Genomic DNA, 18817 nt, shown 5'->3' with positions numbered 1-18817 from the left:
AGAAAATCTCACGCTTCAAAAACCCTCTGAGATCCATACAGGGTTGTTAGAGGTACCCATACTTTTATAGACACCGGTGCCGCTTTCGGTTATAATCAGTAGACTATATCAGAAAAGAAGAGAGACGATGTACATCCCGCAAATAGAGTTTTCCCTCTGGGCCGATTTCATTGAACGCGATTTTATCGATACGGGTCTGAAACGGCTTGTTGAACAGGGAATTGTCAACGGAGCGACGTCCAACCCCGCCATTTTTAAAAACGCTATTTTGACGTCGCCGGCGTACCAGATGCAGCTCGAGACGCTGCAGAATCATACCCCCAAGGCGAAGTACGAGGCCCTGGCGATCACGGATATCCAGAAAGCGGCGGATGCGCTGCGGCCGCTGTTCGATCAGGGCAATGACGGCTATGTCAGCATCGAGGTTGACCCCTATCTCTGCGACGATGCCGTCGGTACGATCGAGGAGGGACGCCGCCTTTTCAGAGAGATCAGCCGTCCCAATGTGATGATCAAAGTTCCCGCAACGGACGCGGGGTATGTCGCCATGGAGGCACTCGTCGGCGAAGGTGTCCCCGTCAACGCGACATTGATCTTCTCCAAGGCGCAGGCTTTGGCCTGTGCCAACTCCTTTGCCCGGGGACTGGAGAAGGGTGCCACGCAGGTCGATACGGTGATCAGTATTTTCGTCAGCCGCCTGGACCGCGCTATTGATGCGGCCCTGGAGTCCAAGGGGGTACAGCCTTCTTTGGCGGGAGTCTATAACGCCGCAGCGATCTATGAAGCGATCGAGGCGCTGGAGGTGCCGCGCTGCCGGGCGCTGTTTGCGTCGACCGGCGTCAAGGGAGGCGGCTTGCGCCCCTCCTACTACGTCGATGCGCTTTTGGCGGCGCACAGTGTCAACACCGCGCCGATCGAGACGATCGAGGCGTTCGTGGCCCATGGAGACAAAGAGGCGAAACTGCCCCTCGAAGCGGATCGGATCGAAGCGCACTTCGACGCCGTGGCAGCGGCCGGGGTCGATCTCGAAGCGGTCTGCGCCCAACTGATGGCCGAGGGCCTCGAAGCATTCAAAACGGCGTTTGCCGAAATCCTGGCGGAATTGGAGTAATTTATGAGTACAAATCAAGTCGATACCGATATCAATATTGAGAACCTGACCTTTGAAACGCTGCGGCGGGTGCGCGGTTACCTGAAGCGGATGATGGATGCCGGGGGGTCTGACCTTCACCTCAAGGCCAACTCCGTCGTGCGTGCCCGTATCAACGGCGACATTACGCCGCTCAGCGGCGAGATCTTCAAGAAAGAGGAGGCACTCACCTTCGCCAAGGAGCTTCTGCGGACCCGCTTCGCCGAGTTCGTCCGGCAAAAAGAGCTCGACCTTGTCTACTCTTTCGATGAGAATACCCGTTTCCGTGTCAACATCTTTTTCCAGATGGACGGGGTCTCCGCGGTCTTCCGTGTCATTCCCGTCAAGATCGTTTCCATCGATGATCTCGGGCTGCCGAAGGTCGTACACAAATTCGCCCATACCGAGCGTGGCCTGGTCCTGGTCACCGGGGTCACCGGTTCGGGTAAGTCGACGACGCTTGCAGCGATTATCAACGAGATCAACTGGTCGCTGCGCAAGCACATCGTCACGATCGAGGATCCGATCGAATTCGTCCACAAGGACCGCAAATGCATCGTCAACCAGCGCAGCGTCGGTCAGGATACGAAGAGCTTCGCCAACGCCCTGCGCGCCGTACTGCGTGAAGACCCGGACATTATCCTCGTCGGGGAGATGCGGGATATCGAGACGGTCGAGACGGCGCTGCACGCGGCGGATTCGGGGCACCTTGTCTTCTCCACCCTGCACACCCTGGATGCGAAGGAGACCATCAACCGTGTTATCTCCATCTTCCCGACCGGCGAGCAGAACCGTGTCCGTATGACACTCGCGGCGGTATTGGAAGGGGTCATCTCCCAGCGCCTTATTCCCACCGTCGACGGCAAACGGACGGCGGCACTCGAGATCCTCGTCAATACGCCCTATATCGCGCAGCTCATTATGGAAGACCGTGATAGCGAGATCCGTGACGCCATCGAGGAGGGGAAGGATATCTACGGCTCTCAGAGTTTCGACCAGGGGATCCTGGACCTCTGGAACGCCAAGCGGATCTCGACGGAGCAGGCGTTCAAATATGCGACGTCGCCGGCAGACCTCAAGCTCCGGATGGAGGGGCTCACCAGCCGCGTCACCGCGAAAGACGGCAGTACGCAGCAGTCCAGAGGAGAGGATGACGATAAGCCGCGCTTCAGCGAAGACGAGATCTTCCAGCTCAAGAGCGAGTAGAAGCTCTTTAGCTGTTTTTAAAGAATATTTAAGTATTATTCCGTCCTATTTTATTACAAGGACACACCTATGTTGGAAGGTATTGTTAGAGAGAGTACCGGTAAAAGCGCAACAAAAGCGTTCCGCCGCGATGGTTATCTGATTGCCAACATTTACGGAAAGGGGCTTGAAAACGTTCACGCCGCTTTCAAGATGAATGAGTTCATCCGTACAGTTCGCAACAAAAACACCCTGGCGTTTCCGGTAAAAGTTGGTGATCAGGAGATGAACGTTGTCGTTCAGGCGTATGAGTCTCATCCGGTGTCCGGTAACCTGCTGCACGTTGACCTGATGGTCGCGCAGCCGGGTGTCGTTACCCACTACAACGTTCCGGTTAAAACGGAAGGTTCTCCGGTTGGTCTGAAGAACAAAGGGATGCTTTACATCGCGAAGAAGCGTCTGCGCGTCAAAGGTGCGATCGATCAGATCCCGGATACGATCACTGTTAACGTCGCTCCGCTCGACCTCGGTGACTCCATTCTGATCCGCGACCTGGAGAAATCCGAAGCGTTTACATTCACAGACGCTGACCGCGTTTCCGTTCTCTCCATCATCAAAGCGAAGTAATTTTGCTGATCGTCGGACTGGGTAATCCGGGTTCGGCGTATGAGAAGACCCGGCACAACGTCGGGTTCATGGTCATTGATGCGCTTTTAAAGCGCCATCAATGCGATGCCGTCAAAAAAGCCGTCTTTGAAGGCGACCTCTATAAATTTTCCTCCCATTTTTTACTCAAACCGCTCACTTTTATGAACCTTTCGGGCCGTTCTATCGGCAACGTCAAACGTTTTTACAAGATCGATGAGGTCATCGTCATCCATGACGACCTGGACCTGCCCTTCGGGACGCTGCGCTTCAAGCGCGGGGGCGGGCATGGGGGGCATAACGGCCTTAAATCGACCGACACGGCGATTTCACCCGATTATGTCCGGGTGCGGATGGGCATAGGCCACCCCGGGGAGCGCAACCGTGTCGCAGATTATGTCCTGAGCGCCTTTACGCCGCAGGAGGCCGAATGCCTCCCCGAGTGGATCGAGCGGGCCGCAGACGCGGTGGAGGCATTGACGCGTATGGGCATGGACGAGGTCGCCTCTAAGTACACCGTCAAAAAAACTCCGTTACAATAACCGATATTTTTCAGGGGCCTGCGATGTTGATGTTCCGGTATATCGCCTATCACTACCTCAAGTACATCGCCGTCATCCTCTTTGCCCTTGTCTTTTTCATGGTCGGGTTTGACTACATGGAGAGTGCGGACAAGCTGCAGTCGGCCAACCTTATCGTCATCTACCTCACGTACAAAACGTTTTTCGCCGTCGATATGCTGCTGCCGCTCTCCTTGGTCTTCGCAATGATCGCGACGAAGATTTTCCTGATCCGTTCCAACGCCCTGGTGGCGATCTATGCGCTGGGGTACAACAAAACCGACGTCATCAAGCCCTTCGTCGGCGTTGCCGTGGCGATCATGACCCTCTATATCGCCCTGCATGCGACCTCGTTTGCCCGGGCGGACGAGTACGCGAACAATATCCGCCGTTCCGCGCAGTACCTGCAGCCGACCAGCAACCTCTTTTTCACGTTCAAAGACCGCTACGTCTATTTCGGGAAGCTCTACCCGCTCCAGGAACGGGCCGAGGACATCCGCATCTTTACCCATGAAAACGGTGCTTTGCAGCAGGTGCTCTCCGCCGAGGGGGCCTATTACGCCGACGAGCACTGGCACCTCAACCACGCCGTGTCGCTCCAGAAGCCCAAAACGCTGAGCCTGGAGGGGGATGGGATCACCGTCACGCAGCTGCAGGACCTGACCCTGCTCGAGGGGTTCCGTCCGAAGATCCTCGACCAGGTATACGAGGGGAAGGTGAACTACACCATTCTTGATGCGATCGACGCCCTGATGCTGCTGGGGAGCGAGAATCTCAATGTCGACAAGATCAAAAGCGCGCTCTATCGTATTTTCATCACGCCGCTCTTCGTGCCGAGCCTGATCATTTTGATCTTCTTTTTCGTCCCGATCAGCCCCCGGTTTCTCAACATCACGCTGTTCAGTTTCGTCGCGATCTTGGCGACGATGATGACCTGGTCGTTTCTCTTTATGCTCACCGAGCTCTCCAACAACAAGACGATCCCCAGCGAGGTGGGCATCGTCCTGCCGGTCCTGGCGCTTTTCACGGCGGCGCTGATCCTCTGGTACCGCAACCGCGGGCACGGTGTCGACGCGCACTCCTAACGCCCCCTTTAGCCCTTTTTCGCTATTATCGCGCAAGAATTTTCCCGGGCATCCCACGACGCTAGAACGTTTCCGATGCCCCGAAAGAAGGAAGCATGTCAATGGACTTCAACGCCCTGGCAGAGACATACGGTACGCCGCTTTACGTGTACGATTTCGATGCGATGCGTGCGCAGTACGAGACGCTGAAAGAGGCGTTCCGCGGGCGCAAATCCCTTATCTCCTACGCCGTCAAGGCCAATTCGAACCTCAGCGTCGTCAAGCAGTTCGCCGACCTCGGCGCCGGCGCAGACTGCGTCTCCATCGGCGAAGTGCGCCGCGCGATGATGGCGGGCGTTCCGAAATACAAGGTGATCTTCAGCGGGGTCGGCAAACGTGACGACGAGATCCGCGAGGCGATCGAGCGGGATATCCTCTACATCAACCTCGAGAGCGAGGCGGAGCTGGGACGTGTCGAGATGATCGCACAGGAGCTGGGGCAGGTCGCCCGTATCAGCATCCGCGTCAACCCGAACATCGACCCCAAGACCCACCCCTACATCTCCACGGGCCTGCACGACAACAAGTTCGGCGTCGAGATCGACGCGGCCAAGCGGATGTATATCCGGGCCAACGCTTCGGAGTGGCTGGAGCCCGTGGGGATCCATTTCCACATCGGCAGCCAGCTCACCGAGCTCGACCCGATCCGCGAAGCGAGCGAGATCGTCGCCGACCTCGTGCGTTCGCTCAAAGCGGCCATCGGCATCGAGCTGAAGTTCTTCGATATCGGCGGCGGGCTCGGCATCCGCTACAAGGACGAAACGACGATCACACCGTACGACTACGCCCAGGCGGTCCTCTCCACCCTGACGGGGATGGACATCACCGTCGTCTGCGAACCGGGCCGTTTCATGACGGCCAACGCCGGCTACTTCCTGACACGGGTGCTCTACGAGAAGCAAAACGGCGCGAAACGCTTTGTCGTCGTCGACGGGGCGATGAACGACCTGATCCGCCCGAGCCTCTACAGCGCCTACCACCGCATCGCCCCCGCCACGGCGCATGAAGGCGACGAGACGCCGGCGGACATCGTCGGTCCCGTCTGCGAGAGCGGGGATTTCCTCGCCAAGGAGTATCCGCTGCCGCCGATGGCGCACAACGACCTGCTTGTCGTCCACAGCGCCGGGGCATACGGCTTCGGTATGGGCAGCAACTACAATACCCGCGGCCGTGCGGCGGAAGTCGCAGTCGAAGCGGGCGCAGACCGTCTGATCCGGGACCGGGAGTCCTTCGAGGACCTGGTCGCGCCGGAGCTGAAATACCTCGGTTGAAACCATGTATTTCATCGACGTTCAGGGGACCCTGATCGATGATCGGGGCCAGCAGCCCATTCCCGGGGCCGTCGCCTTTATCGACGCTCTCAACCGCGATGCCGTTCCCTACCTTGTCGTTACCAACAACACCAAACGCGCCAGCAGCGACTTCCTGGCCTACCTCCAATCCCTCGGTTTCGCCATTCCCCGGACCCACTATCTCGACGCCCTGATGCTGCTGGAGCGGGAAGTCCCAAAACAGGGGGTGGCCGCCTACGGCAGCGAGACCTTCCTGGCGCAGCTCGATGCCCTTGGGTATGTGCGGGAGCATGAAAAGCCGCAAACCCTGCTGCTCTCCGTCCGTGCCGATTACGGCGCGGAGGAGTTTGCGCAGATGATCACCTTCCTGATGCAGGGCGCACGGCTGGTTGGCATGCACGATACGACGCTCTACGCGACGCAGCAGCGGCGCTTCCCAGGGGTGGGGGCGCTGCTGCGGATGCTTTCCTACGCGGCTTCCGTCCCTTTTACCGTCGTTGGAAAACCCTCGGACGCTTTTTACGGCGAAGCACTGCGTCTGCTGCGCCTGCAGCGCCCGGAAGCGGCCTTTGAGAGTGTGACGATGGTCAGCGACGACTACGCGGGGGACCTGACCGGTGCCGCGGCGCTGGGCATGCGCACGGCCCTGGTCCTCAGCGGCAAAGTGCGCCCTGAAGACGCGCTCACAGCGCGGTTGCGCAGGGAAGAATCGGGGAGGGTGGTGTATAATGACATTACTGAGATTCCGCCCGGAAAGAGTGTGATGTGAAAAGCGAAGCGATAAAAGCGTTGGACAGCCTCGAAGCGTGCCGCGACGCCATTGATGCCATCGATACGGAGCTGCTGGCCCTGATCAATGAGCGCATGGCCGTGGTGGAACGCGTCGGGGAGATCAAAAACAAGAGCGGGGCCCCGATCTACCGCCCCGAACGGGAAAAGGCGATCCTGCAGCGTCTTGAGACGCTCAACACCGAGCAGCACGGACTGCTCAACGCCGGTGCCATCGAGGCGATCTTCCTGGAGATCTTCGCGGTGGCACGCAACCTGGAACTGCCCGAACGCATCGTCTACCTCGGTCCCGAGGGGACCTTCACCCACCAGGCCGCGGAGAGCCGTTTCGGCGCCATGAGCGAATACCTCCCGATGAGTACGATCGCGGGGGTTTTCAAGGCGCTTGAGAGCGGCCGCGCGAAGTTCGGCGTCGTCCCGATCGAGAGCCGTCAGGACGGTGCCGTCGGGGAGACCCTCGACCTGCTGGCGACGAGCCCGATGAAGATCGTCGCGGAGCTTTACATGCCGATCCACATGACCTTTTCGACCAAAGCGGCGCATCTGGACGGCATCAAACGGATCTACTCCAAGGATAAGGGATTCGGGCAGTGCCGGAACTTCCTCAACGAGCACGGGCTGCTCAACGTACAGCAGATCCCCGTGGAGTCGACGGCAAAAGCGGCAATTCTGGCTTCGGAAGATCCGGAAGCCGCGGCGATCTGCAGCCATATCGCCGCCAAACTCTACGGCGTGCCGATGATGTTCGAGAACATCGAGGATGTCCATGACAACACGACGCGGTTCATCATCCTCAGCGATTTCAAGAACGCGCCGAGCGGGCAGGACAAGACCTCCATTCTCGCCAAGCTGAAAAAGACGACCCGCGCCGGGGTCCTCGTGCATTTCCTGCATGATTTCGACAAGGCGAAGATCAACCTCAGTAAGATCGAGAGCCGCCCTGCGAAGAGCCAGGAGGGGTTCGGGTACTGGTTCTTTATCGATTTCTACGGCCATATCGATGATAAAAACGTACAGAAGATACTGAAAAAACATACCGATGAAGTGACGTGGCTGGGAAGCTACGTCGAAGGGGAACAATGACTTTCAATCAGACACTGGATGCCATCAGGGTGTATGAGGCGGGCAAGCCGATCGAGCTTGTCGTGCGCGAGTTCGGGATCGAGCCCAAGGACATTATCAAGCTCGCCAGCAACGAGAACCCTTTCGGGTGCTCACCGAAGGTACAAGAAGCGGTCAGCGCGATCGTTTCCAAGATGGCCCTCTACCCGGACGACTCCATGTACAAGCTCAAGGACGGTCTGGCCAAACGTTTCGGCATCGACCCGCATGAAGTGGTCATCGGTGCCGGTTCGGACCAGGTGATCGAGTTCGCGGTGCACGCCAAGGCGGGGCCGGGCAAGAAGATCCTCATCAACAGCATCACCTTTGCGATGTACGAGATCTACGCCCACCACGTGGGCGCGGAGGTGATCCGCACGGCATCACGCGCGCATGATCTCGACGAGTTCTATGCCCTCTACCTGGAACATAAACCCTCCATCATCTTCCTCTGCACGCCGAACAATCCGACCGGTGACAGCGCCGACGCGGCGGACGTGAAAGCGTTTCTCTCCAAGATCGACAGGGAGACGCTCGTCATCGTCGACGGCGCCTACATGGAGTACGCCCGCTACAAGGATTCCGCCAAGGCCCTGGAGCCCAAAGAGCTCATCGAAGCGTATGACAATGTGCTCTACCTGGGCACCTTCTCGAAAGCGTACGGACTCGGGGGAATGCGGGTCGGGTACGGCATTGCGCAGCGCGATATCATTACCGCGCTCTACAAGCTCCGCCCGCCTTTTAACATCACGACCCTCTCCCTCGAAGCCGCCTCCGCGGCCCTGGAGGATGAAGCGTTCGTGCAGAGGTGCATCGCGAAGAACTTCGAGGAGATGGACCGTTACGAGGCCTTCGCCGAAGCGCACGGCATCCGGGCGATCGAGAGCTATACGAACTTCGTCACCCTCTGTCTGAAGGAGGGGACGAGCTCCACGGAGGTCGCCGACGCCCTGCTGCGTCAGGGGATGATCGTACGCAACCTGGCCGGGTACGGCCTCAACGCGATCCGTGTGACCGTCGGCAAGCCCGAAGAGAACGACCGCTTTTTCGCCCTGGCCGCGGAGTTGGTCTGACCGGAGGGCGGGATGAAGGGCGCGGAAGGTTTTTCATCGCTCCCGAAAACCGCCGTCTTGTTCGCGCTTCTGCTGTGCGGATCTCTCCTGATAGGAGGGATGCTTTACCGCACCTTTATCCATACGGAGATCGCCATCGGTTCCATCGCGGACCCGGTCGGAACGGCACGGTTGATCGAACGGCTGGAGCTGCTTGACGCCGATTACCGCGTTCAGAAGGACGGCAGCATCCTCGTGGATGAAAGCGATGCGGCACGTCTTCAGCGCCAGGGGCTCTCATTGGGGGAGGCCCGGCCGCAGCCCGACCGGGCGGCGCAGGGAGGCATGATGCTTCTGCTGTTTCTGACGGCGGGGACGCTGGCACTGGTGTCGCGTCGGCTCGCTGTGCTGCTAAGGGGCTCGATCACGACACCCATGGCAGCTGCAGCGGACACTGAAACACGGCCGGCACCGGAACCCGTGCCGACTGCCCGTGCCGCCTTCGGAGCGGCGCGGCTGTTCGAGGGGGAACATCCCCAGACCGTCGCGGTCTACCTTCTCGGGCTGGCGACGGCGGAAGCCGCCGCAGCCATGGAGGCGATGGGTGCCCATGAACGCGACCGGGTCTGGGAACGGATGGCGTTCAGCGGAAGCTGTGACGAGGGGCTTCGCATGCGGGTGGCGGAGCTCTTTGCCGCGAAGGCGAAGGCGCTGCAAAAAAGGGTGCGGCCCGCGGAGACAACGGTGAAGATGCTCGCGATCTACCGGAGCCTCTCTCCGGGGACGCGCACGGCACTGCTGAACGCATTGCGCCGTGGGCACCCCCACGAGGGGCTGATCACATTACTTGAAGCTGAAGCCGCGAATACGCACCGGGGCGGAGAAGGTTGATAATAGCCCCTTTTCGCTAATATGCTTCACCTTTTTCCCCCTTTTTCAGGGAGAGGCCATTGTACGAGGATAGGATGAATCAAAAACCATTGCACGATTATGAAGCGCTTGAGGCACAGTGCCGCGCGATCCGGGAACGGATCCTGGACGTGGTCAGTACCAACGGCGGGCACCTGAGCTCCACCCTGGGGGCGACCGAGCTGATCGTGGCGATGCATGCGGTGTTTGATTCATCCAAAGACCCCTTTATTTTCGATGTCTCCCATCAGGCCTACGCCCATAAGCTGCTGACGGGGCGTTGGGAGGAGTTTGCCACCCTGCGCCAGTTCGACGGCCTCAGCGGCTACACGAAGCCCAAGGAGAGCGAGCACGACTACTATGTCGCGGGACACTCCTCCACCTCCATCTCCCTCGGCGTCGGCGCGGCGAAGGCGATCGCGCTCAAGCAGGAGCAGCACGAGCGGATTCCCGTCGTGATGATCGGCGACGGGGCGCTGAGCGCGGGGATGGCCTACGAGGCGCTCAACGAACTGGGCGAGCGCGAGTACCCGATGGTGATCATTCTTAACGATAACGAGATGAGCATCGCCAAGCCGATCGGGGCCGTGAGCCGCATGCTCAGCTCCGCCATGGCGAGCCCGCTCTACCAGAAGATCAAACGCGGCACGGAGACCTTCGTGGACCATTTCGGCGAAGGGGCGCACTACCTGGCCAAGCGCTTTGAAGAGTCGTTCAAGCTGATCACGCCGGGCATCATTTTCGAGGAGATGGGCATAGAGTATATCGGCCCCGTCGACGGTCACGATATCAAGCGTCTTGTCGAGACCTTCGAGACGGCCCGTGCAATGGGCAAACCGGTGATCATCCATGCACAGACCGTCAAAGGCAAAGGGTACAAGATCGCCGAGGGTCAGCACGAGCAGTGGCACGGTGTCGGTCCTTTTGATATTGACAGCGGCATCTCGCGGAAGAAAAGCGGGGGAAGCAAGAGTGCGACACAGATCTACACCGAGGCACTGATGCATCAGGCCGACCGTGATGAGAAGGTCGTCGGCGTCACGGCGGCGATGCCGAGCGGCACCGGCCTGACGCCCCTGCTCGAGAAGTATCCCGACCGTTTCTGGGACGTGGCGATTGCCGAGCAGCACGCGGTGACGTCGATGGGCGCATTGGCCAAAGAGGGGTTCAAGCCCTTCTGTACGATCTACTCCACCTTTTTACAGCGCGGGTACGACCAGGTGATCCACGACGTCTGCCTGATGGACCTCCCGGTCGTGTTCGCGATGGACCGTGCGGGGATCGTCGGCGAAGACGGCGAGACGCACCAGGGCGCCTTTGATATCAGTTTCCTGCGTGCGATCCCGAACATGACGCTCTGCGCGCCGCGGGACGAAAAGTCGATGCATCAGGCCGTGGCTTTCGCGGCGGCCTTTGACCGCCCGCTGGGTCTGCGCTACCCCCGGGGCGCATTTTTGGAGGCGGAGCTGCCGGAATCGGCGCCCTTCGAATACGGCAAGGCGGAGCTGCTGATTGAAGCGCAGAGCGATCTGTTGCTGATCGGGTACGGTAACGGGGTCGGCCGCGCGGCGCAGACCCTCTTACAGCTCGGGATGCCTGCGGCCCTGCTGGACCTGCGCTTCGCCAAGCCCCTCGATGCGGAATTGCTCAGGATGCTCTCGGCCCGACACAAGCGCTGGTACGTCTTCAGCGATTCTGCCGCCGCGGGCGGCGTGGGAAGCGCCCTGCTGGAGTGGCTTGCCGCGGAAGAGATCGGAGATGTTCATCTGCAAAGCTTCGAATACGCAGACGCCTTCATCACCCACGGCGCGACGCTCAAAGTGGAAGCGTCCTTGGGGCTGCGCCCCGAACAGCTTGCGGAGCGGATCCGCAAAACCCTTCAGGAAGCGTAAGGCCTCTTAGAAAGCAAGCTCCATCAGCAGCGGTTGCTGCGTCCCCTTGGTTTTCAGATAGAGCAGGTGGGATTTTATCGTGCGGGCTCCCCCATCCAGTGCTGCTGTAGACCCCTCTGTCCCCGCGGCGGCAGCCGCAGAATCGCCCGCTGCGGTGGTGCTATTCTGATCCTGCGTCTCTTTCACTTTCCCTGTATAGATATTAAAGTCGGTCACATCGCTGTCGATGACGTTGATGTGGATGCGTTCCCTGTCATCGTAGGGTACGGGCAGGGTAATGGGAAAGGCGGCTTCCAGGCGCACAAGCTGCAGGGTCTCCGCATGGACGAAGTAGGTCACATACGGCGCGGCAATGCCGTAGAGGGAGTTCTTCGTCTGCAACTGCAGCACCTGGTAGTGCTTGTCGTTGGTGGAGAGTACGCCGAAGGCGTAGGACTCGACGCAGTCGCGGTAGAGCAGGGTAAACTGTTTGAGCCGTTTGGCCTCCGCATCGGCATGGCGCTGCATGGTCTGATTGCTGGCGCGGCTTCCCCCAAGGGCCCCGTAGAGGAAAAGGGCCAGCATGGCGATCAGGACGACGGAGATCAGCAGTTCCATCAGGGTAAAGGCGGTGCGTTTCATTGGGAGATGGGCCTGATGGTGAGCATGGAACCGTGCCGGCGTTCGGCACTGAGTGTCACCTGGATAAGTTCGAACTGGATCGGCGGCACAGCACCGGCGGCCTCGATGTCCCTGGCATCGAACTCCTCGCCCGATCCTGTACCTTCGGTCAGTGTCCCGGTATCGAATGAGATGGTATCGACCAGGGTTTCCGTGTAGCGGAACTGCTGGGATTTCAGGTAGGCACGCAGATCGTCGTTCGCGATGGTGTAGCTGTCGCGCAGCAGGTCATACAACGCCTTATCACTGCGGTGGAAGCGTTTGTCGGCATGCAGGGCTGCGACGGCGAGATCTTCGGTCATGCGTGAGGTCTGTTCGAGCTGGCCGAGGAAGAAGAGGTTTGAACTGTTCATTTTCAGCAGGGCTGCCCCCGCGATCGCCGCAATCGCGACGGCGGCCAGCACTTCGACGAGGGTGAAGGCGGGACGCATCAGGCGTCCTTGACCCCGACGCGGATGATCTCGTGCAGGGACGTCGTTCCGTTCAGCAGCAGGGTTTTGAGCTGGCTGGAGAGGGGGGTCATCCCCAGGGCGATCGCCTTGGCCCGGAGGTCGTGGTCGTTGACCCGGTCCTTGAGCATCGCGACGAGTTCATCGGTCATTTCGAAGAACTCCCCGATCGCCTGGCGGCCAGCGTACCCCGTGTAGTTGCACGCTTTGCACCCCTGCTCCTCGAAGACAACGGCTCCTTGGGGCAGGTCGAGCTCTTCGGCATACTCGTCGGCGAGGACGCACTGCTGTTTGCACTCGGGGCAGAGTTTGCGCACGAGGCGCTGGGCGAGGACCCCCAGCAGCGAAGAGCTGATGAGGAACTGTTCTATGCCCATATCGACGAGACGGGTAATGGAGGCGGTGGCGTTGTTGGTGTGCAGCGTCGAGAAGACCAGGTGGCCGGTCAGTGCGGCCTGGATGGCGATCTCGGCCGTTTCGCTGTCGCGGATCTCCCCGACCATGACGACATCGGGGTCCTGGCGCAGGATGGAGCGCAGTCCTGAGGCGAAGGTAAGGCCCGCTTTGGCGTTGGTCTGGACCTGGTTGATGTTGTCGGCCTTGTACTCGACGGGGTCTTCGACGGTGATGATGTTGATATCGGGGGTCGCGACCTGTTGCAAAAAGGCGTGCAGCGTCGTCGACTTCCCGCTCCCCGTCGGTCCCGTGACAAGGATGATGCCGTGGGAGTGCTTGAGCATCTCGTCAAGCTGCCGTGTCAGTGCGTGGTCGAAGCCGAGCCCCTCGAGATGGGGGATATCCTCGGATTGCATCAGCATCCGCATAACGACCCGCTCGCCGTAGTAGGTCGGCAGGACGGAGACCCGGACATCGAGGGTCTTCCCTGCGATCTTGACGTGGGTACGGCCGTCCTGGGGGACACGTTTCTCGGCGATGTCGAGGTTGGAGATGACTTTGATACGGCTGATGATCAGGTTGGCGACCCGTTTCTCGATGTCGGCGTGCTTGACGAGGGCCCCATCCACGCGGAAGCGCACCTCTCCTTTGTATTCGTGTACCTCGACGTGGATATCCGAGGCGCGCTGTTTGACGGCCTGATAGAAGAGGGCGTTGACGAATTTGATGACGGGCGCGGACTCTTCGCTGGTCAGCAGGTCCGAGGAGGTGTGCAGGAAGTCCGAAAGCGACATCTCCTCCTCTTCGATCTCCTCCTGCTCCTGTTCGATCCCGCTGAGCTCGGAGTCGGTCCGGATCTCGAGGAACTTGTTGTAGAGGCGGTCGAAGGAGTCGGCATCGACGATGACGAGGGGGAGGTCTAGGTCGAACTTGGCCAGGAAATCGAAGGATTGGGAGAGGTGTGCCCGCCCGAGAACGATATGGACCTCGCCGTCGATCTCACTGAAGAGCACGTAGCTGCGCAGGCTGAGGTTCAGGTCGACGGACTCAAGCGGGTGGGGTTTGAGGTCGACCCCTTCGAGTTCGGGTATGTTCAGCATGGTTATCGCTTGGCCGGCGTGATGACGGAGAGGGCACTGTCGGACGCGGATGTCTGGGAAGCATCGTTCGTGTTGCTGTCGGAGGCATCCTTATCGAGCTCTTCTTTGCGCTCTTCGAGTTTCTGCTCAATCAGTTTCTCATATTCGTCCTGGATACCGTCAAGTTCCTGGAGCAGTTTGCGTATCTTCGTCATCTCGTCACTGTTGCGGACGATAAACGGCGTCAGGACGATGACGAGGTTGATCTTCTCGTGCGTACTGTATCGCCAGTCGAAGAGGCCGCCGATGAGCGGGATGTCGCGCAGGTAGGGGATCCCCTGCGCTTCGTCGCGGTTCTTGTCGTAGATAAGCCCCCCGATGATGACGCTTTCGCCGTTGCCGACAATGGCGGTGGTGACGACTTCGCGCTTGGTCGTGCTCGGAAGCCCCGCGACGGAGCTGTTGAGAATGTCCTCAAGCTTGGCCGTCGTGATCAGGGTCACCTTGTTCCCCTGGGAGAGGCGCGGCTTGATCTTGAGGGTCAGACCGATATCTTCGCGGGTGTAGGTGTTGCGCGCGACGGAGGTGGTGTCGGCGGCCTGGGCGGTGGAGGTGACGATGGGCTCCGTGCGCCCGACGTAGATGGAGGACTCCTGGTTGTTCACACAGAGCAGGGTCGGCTGCGACAGGGTGTTCGCCGCGCCGTTGCTGGCAAGGAAGTCGATCGTGGCGCCGAAGGCGATTCCCGAGTCGAAGGTGGCGCTGCTGAGATTGATCAGCCCGCCGCCGTCGAAGGCGATGGCCGCGCCGCCGAGGTCGGCGGCGAAGGTGAAGAGGCCGGCATCGGTGACGGCCCCGCCAGCGAGACCGTATTTGACACCGATACTGTCGGCCATGTTTTGGTTGATCTCGATGATACGGGCTTTGACGAAGACCTGCGGCTTTTCGACATCGAGGACTTTGATCATGGCACGGATATCGTTGATGTCGGATTCCAGCCCGGAGACGACGAGGGCATTAAGTTCGTCATAGACGCTCACCGTCGGCTTGTCGGCCTCTTTGGCATACTTTTTCTTGTCCAGTACCGCCTGCAGGGAAGCAACGACGTTCTTGGCTTCGCTGTTCTCGAGGGGGATGATCGTCAGACGCTGATTGGTCGAGTCGTCTTTTTCATCGAGGCGGCTGATGAGCGGGGTCAGCTTGTCGATGTTTTCCTGGGTCGCGAGAATAATAATGGCGTTGGTGGCGTCGTCGCTGAGGATCTCCACCTTGTTGTTCTCGACTTTCTGGTTGATGATCGCTTTGGCGATCTTGGTGATGGAGGCGGCCAGGCGGCTCGCTTTGGCACTGGAGAGCGGGATAAATTCGGCGCGGACGTCTTTGGCCTGATCCCGGTCGATCTTTTTGACGATCGTTTCGATGACGCCGATATTGCCCGGAGTGTCGCTGACGATCATCATGTTGTTCTCTTTGATCGTCAGCAGTTTGCCGGCCGGGGAGAGGAACTGGCGGACCTTTGCCGCGATCACGTCGATGTTCTCGTTTTTGGCGGAGATAAAGCGCGTCTGCATCAGCGCCGAACCGCTGCGGGCATTAATCGGCAGGTTCTCCTTGACGGCAACGTTCTGGCGGACGATTTTCAGGTAGCTGCCCTCCTGCACCATGGTGAAGCCCTTGCTGTTCAGGACGGAGAGCAGAATCGTAAAGAGTTCGTCTTTGTAGATGGGGGTGGAGGAGACGAAGTTGACGGTGCCGGGGATCGGCTTGTCCAGCAGGATATTCTTGCCGTTGGCTTTGCCGACCATCTTGATCAGCTCCTCGATCTTGATGTCCTGGAGCTTCAGATTGACCTGTTCGCGTGCGGCTGCGGCAGTGCCGAATGCCAGGGCCCCCGCGATGAGCAGGGTGAGGAGTTTAGTCGTAAATTGCATAGTCAAGCTGCCTTTCTGTGTTGTTTCGCTGGATATCCAGAGTCAGGTTGTCGATCTGGTCCATGTTCTTGTAGAGCTTTAGCACCTCTGCCACGGAGGTGAGGGGTTTGCCGTTGATGCCGGTAATGATGTCGTGCTCCTGTAGTCCCATTTTAGCAAAGATCGAATCCTTTTTGATCCATTTGACCTCGAAGCCGGTGAGCTTCTTGTTCCGGTAGACCTCCTGGATTTTGATGTTTTGCCAGATCGCGTCGAAATGTTCGGAGTAGTAGCGCACTTCCTTGCGTTTGATGGAGGTGAAGCCGTTTTGGGTGACAACGGATGATGACGGTACGGGGGCGGTTGCGATAGGCCCCATGTTCTCCTCTTTGAAGGCAAGGGCATAGCGCTGCCCGTCTTTTTCGAAAATCGCTTTGTCGGGGAGGATGTCGACGAGGGTGTAGCGCTTGTAGCGGTCGCCGATAGAGAACAGCTCGGTCTTCACACCCTCTTCGACGAGGATGAAAGCGTTGTGCGCCTCGAGGTAGATCCCCCGGAGCGTCAGAGCGTCGAGGCGGTAGACCTCGGTCTGCTTGCCGCCGCTTTTCGGCGCGGCTTTGTGCGCTTCGATCCCGAAGAGACGCGAGGGGGTGTAGCGGGAGTAGCTGAGGCTCTCCCCCGCGGCGACGGTCGGCTCTACGCCCCCGTAGGGCAGCTGCGTTGCCAGTACGAGCATCAGGGCTTTGGCGACGGCGGCGAGGATGGCCAGAACGATGAAGCGCCGTACCCAGAGCGGATTAATACGTTGTTTCATAGCGGTATGCCCCTCCTTCGATGCTTCGCAGCTGTTTCAGCCAGAAGGGATGCTTGGCGCGCAGGGCGGCGGAGGGGATCAGGTCCATCGTCACCTTGCGCTCCATCAGGGCGACCTGGCCGGTAACGCTGCCGAATGCCCCCGAACCCTCGAGGCGGATATGCAGCGGATCAAGCACGGAGTAGGTGACGCTGAAGCCCTCGACGCCGGTCGGGGTGAACCCCTCCATATCAGGACTGAACGCAAAAGGGGCGATACGGACAGTGTTGTAAAGCAGCCAGGGGGTCACGGTGATCCGTTCGAGGTCTGCGACGTGCAGATCCTCGAAGTAGAGGCTGCCGCCCCTGAGGACGAAGTCGAACCCGCGGTCCACCGGGGTTTCGTCGGCGATGGCGAGGCCGAAGGGCTTGATCTGCTCCTCCGCCGCGTGGTAGAGGGCCGTCTTCGGCAGGAAAACGAGGAGGAAGAGCACGAAGGCAACGCTGTAGAACAGGGGCATCTTCAGGCGGCTCACAGGGCAAACTCCACGCTCAGGCTGACGTTTTGGTCGCTCCCCCGGCTGACGGTCATTTTCGAGATCGTGACCGGGGTGTTGAAGAGTTTCGTGCTCAGGCGGTCAAAGGTCTGCGCCGGCAGCGGGGTGAACTGTACCTGGTAGGTACGTCCGTTCTTGTTTTTCCGGTCCACAAAGGATTTGAACTCGCCCTGCATCAAGATGGCGTCGATGCGACGCTGTATCTGCTTGCTGTCATCCCACTGCTGCTGCGCGGTTCGGATCTGCTTGCCCAACCGTGCCGTTTCCGCATTCTCTTTGAGGGCGTTCTGGACGGCGTGCTCCGTACGGCTGCTCTGTACGAACATCAGCAGGGCAAGAAAAAGGGCCGCGCCGAAGACGTAGACGATATTGATCTTATTCATACGCCACCTCCAGGTAGAGGGTGTCGCCCTTGCGTTTGTCCGAGGAGATGGTTCCGATGCGCATGAGCGCTTTTTTGAATGCCTCGGCCTTCGCCGGTTCTTTGAAAACGGCGCTGACCGTCAGGTTGTGCGGGGTCAGGGTCAGACGTTCCAGGTGGTTCTCCGTATCGGCGGGCAGGTCAAAGAGGGCTTTGGCCGTCTCCCGCAGCCGGGTCTGACGCTTCTGCTTCTTTTCCAGGGCGCTGATGAGCCCGTTGCGCTCAAAGGAGGTCTGGGGAAGGCGGTAGGTGTCCGCGATTTTCTCCTGCTCCTCGAGCACGCTGGCCAGATGGGCGCGAGCCGTAAAATATTCGATGCCGTAGAGCAGGGCGAAAACGGCGGCGACGATGCTAAGGCGTTTGAACTGCTTCTTGTCCAGCAGGGCACTGTGGTAGAGAGTGATGCCGACGGCGGGCCCTTTGCGTGCATGGGTCTTGAAGAAATGGCGCGCATCCTCGGCATCGGCGGCATACCGGGCGGGCAGTTCCGTGACGACGCCGTCGACGCTGGAGAGGATCCGTGTCCCCCCGAGGCGCAGCGGGGTTTCCAGGGCGGCGCACTCGGTCTGAGCGAAATAGAGGTGCCGGACGTCGGTGGGGCGGATACCCGACCGGGCGATGGTATCGATGATCTGCTCTTCGTTGTAGGCAAAAAGCCAGAAAGTGTCGTCGCGCTTGAGCACATGGTAGCTGTAGACGCCCTCCGGGACAATGGCGTCAAAGACGGAGGGGGCGAGTTTTCTGGCCTGGAAGACCGTTTTGACGGGAAGCGCCTCGGAACGGAACCAGTACAGCGACGGGGAGAGGACCAGATCGACCCTCCCCTGAACGTCGACAGGCTGCGCCTCTTTGTCAAGGAGCAGGGTGGTCACGGG

At 59.6% G+C, this 18817-nt stretch carries 19 protein-coding genes; 11 read left to right on the top strand and 8 right to left on the bottom strand.

The window, feature by feature from the left end; translation table 11 throughout:
* Positions 1 to 127: 127 nt before the first annotated feature.
* From WCX72_RS11060 to dxs, 11 genes are all read left to right on the top strand, one after another.
* The gene (locus WCX72_RS11060) at positions 128 to 1111 is read left to right on the top strand and encodes a transaldolase (RefSeq protein ID WP_345969820.1); all 984 of its coding nucleotides are present in this window, start codon (positions 128 to 130) and stop codon (positions 1109 to 1111) included.
* A 3-nt stretch (positions 1112 to 1114) separates the two neighbouring features.
* Positions 1115 to 2335, top strand: coding sequence for a PilT/PilU family type 4a pilus ATPase (locus tag WCX72_RS11055; RefSeq protein WP_345969819.1), 1221 nt, complete (start codon positions 1115 to 1117; stop codon positions 2333 to 2335).
* 69 nt (positions 2336 to 2404) lie between these two features.
* Entirely contained in the window at positions 2405 to 2941 is a 537-nt protein-coding gene (locus WCX72_RS11050) for a 50S ribosomal protein L25/general stress protein Ctc (RefSeq protein WP_345969818.1), read from the top strand.
* Entirely contained in the window at positions 2941 to 3501 is a 561-nt protein-coding gene (gene pth / locus WCX72_RS11045) for an aminoacyl-tRNA hydrolase (protein ID WP_345971558.1), read from the top strand. The genes WCX72_RS11050 and pth overlap by 1 nt, the downstream gene beginning before the upstream one ends.
* Positions 3502 to 3524: 23 nt before the next feature.
* Positions 3525 to 4604: an LptF/LptG family permease gene (locus WCX72_RS11040; protein WP_345969817.1), complete on the top strand. Its 1080-nt coding sequence runs from the start codon at positions 3525 to 3527 to the stop codon at positions 4602 to 4604.
* A gap of 95 nt (positions 4605 to 4699) precedes the next feature.
* Positions 4700 to 5914 (top strand): diaminopimelate decarboxylase, encoded by a 1215-nt coding sequence (gene lysA / locus WCX72_RS11035; RefSeq protein ID WP_345969816.1) that lies wholly within the window; start codon positions 4700 to 4702, stop codon positions 5912 to 5914.
* Positions 5915 to 5918: 4 nt separating this feature from the next.
* A complete protein-coding gene (locus tag WCX72_RS11030; protein WP_345969815.1) occupies positions 5919 to 6704 on the top strand; it encodes an HAD-IIA family hydrolase in 786 nt (261 codons plus the stop codon).
* 20 nt (positions 6705 to 6724) lie between these two features.
* A complete protein-coding gene (gene pheA / locus WCX72_RS11025; protein ID WP_345971556.1) occupies positions 6725 to 7807 on the top strand; it encodes a prephenate dehydratase in 1083 nt (360 codons plus the stop codon).
* Positions 7804 to 8898, top strand: coding sequence for a histidinol-phosphate transaminase (hisC, locus tag WCX72_RS11020; RefSeq protein ID WP_345969814.1), 1095 nt, complete (start codon positions 7804 to 7806; stop codon positions 8896 to 8898). Before pheA ends, hisC begins: the two co-directional genes overlap by 4 nt.
* 12 nt (positions 8899 to 8910) lie before the next feature.
* A complete protein-coding gene (locus WCX72_RS11015; RefSeq protein WP_345969813.1) occupies positions 8911 to 9768 on the top strand; it encodes a hypothetical protein in 858 nt (285 codons plus the stop codon).
* 74 nt (positions 9769 to 9842) lie between these two features.
* Positions 9843 to 11678 carry a 1-deoxy-D-xylulose-5-phosphate synthase gene (gene dxs / locus WCX72_RS11010; protein ID WP_345969812.1) on the top strand — a complete coding sequence of 612 codons (1836 nt, stop codon included), beginning with the start codon at positions 9843 to 9845 and terminating at the stop codon, positions 11676 to 11678.
* A gap of 6 nt (positions 11679 to 11684) precedes the next feature.
* On the opposite strand, the gene WCX72_RS11005 is transcribed toward dxs, so the two are convergent.
* From WCX72_RS11005 to WCX72_RS10970, 8 genes are read right to left on the bottom strand one after another with little or no spacing between them, the layout of a single operon-like run.
* Complete coding sequence (locus tag WCX72_RS11005; RefSeq protein WP_345969811.1) at positions 11685 to 12299, bottom strand: prepilin-type N-terminal cleavage/methylation domain-containing protein; 615 nt, start codon at positions 12297 to 12299, stop codon at positions 11685 to 11687.
* Entirely contained in the window at positions 12296 to 12769 is a 474-nt protein-coding gene (locus WCX72_RS11000; protein ID WP_345969810.1) for a prepilin-type N-terminal cleavage/methylation domain-containing protein, read from the bottom strand. The genes WCX72_RS11005 and WCX72_RS11000 overlap by 4 nt, the downstream gene beginning before the upstream one ends.
* Positions 12769 to 14283 (bottom strand): GspE/PulE family protein, encoded by a 1515-nt coding sequence (locus WCX72_RS10995; RefSeq protein WP_345969809.1) that lies wholly within the window; start codon positions 14281 to 14283, stop codon positions 12769 to 12771. The genes WCX72_RS11000 and WCX72_RS10995 overlap by 1 nt, the downstream gene beginning before the upstream one ends.
* A gap of 2 nt (positions 14284 to 14285) precedes the next feature.
* A complete protein-coding gene (gene gspD / locus WCX72_RS10990) occupies positions 14286 to 16193 on the bottom strand; it encodes a type II secretion system secretin GspD (RefSeq protein WP_345969808.1) in 1908 nt (635 codons plus the stop codon).
* Positions 16177 to 16986: a PDZ domain-containing protein gene (locus WCX72_RS10985; RefSeq protein WP_345969807.1), complete on the bottom strand. Its 810-nt coding sequence runs from the start codon at positions 16984 to 16986 to the stop codon at positions 16177 to 16179. Before WCX72_RS10985 ends, gspD begins: the two co-directional genes overlap by 17 nt.
* Entirely contained in the window at positions 16970 to 17500 is a 531-nt protein-coding gene (locus WCX72_RS10980; protein WP_345969806.1) for a hypothetical protein, read from the bottom strand. The genes WCX72_RS10985 and WCX72_RS10980 overlap by 17 nt, the downstream gene beginning before the upstream one ends.
* Positions 17497 to 17904, bottom strand: coding sequence for a hypothetical protein (locus tag WCX72_RS10975; RefSeq protein ID WP_345969805.1), 408 nt, complete (start codon positions 17902 to 17904; stop codon positions 17497 to 17499). The genes WCX72_RS10980 and WCX72_RS10975 overlap by 4 nt, the downstream gene beginning before the upstream one ends.
* On the bottom strand, positions 17897 to 18814 hold the full coding sequence (locus WCX72_RS10970) for a hypothetical protein (RefSeq protein ID WP_345969804.1): 918 nt from the start codon (positions 18812 to 18814) through the stop codon (positions 17897 to 17899). The genes WCX72_RS10975 and WCX72_RS10970 overlap by 8 nt, the downstream gene beginning before the upstream one ends.
* Positions 18815 to 18817: the final 3 nt, after the last annotated feature.

The organism is Thiomicrolovo immobilis, from assembly GCF_039645955.1.
GTDB classification, from domain to species: domain Bacteria; phylum Campylobacterota; class Campylobacteria; order Campylobacterales; family Sulfurimonadaceae; genus Thiomicrolovo; species Thiomicrolovo diazotrophicus.
This window is presented reverse-complemented; position numbering and strand designations above follow the sequence as displayed.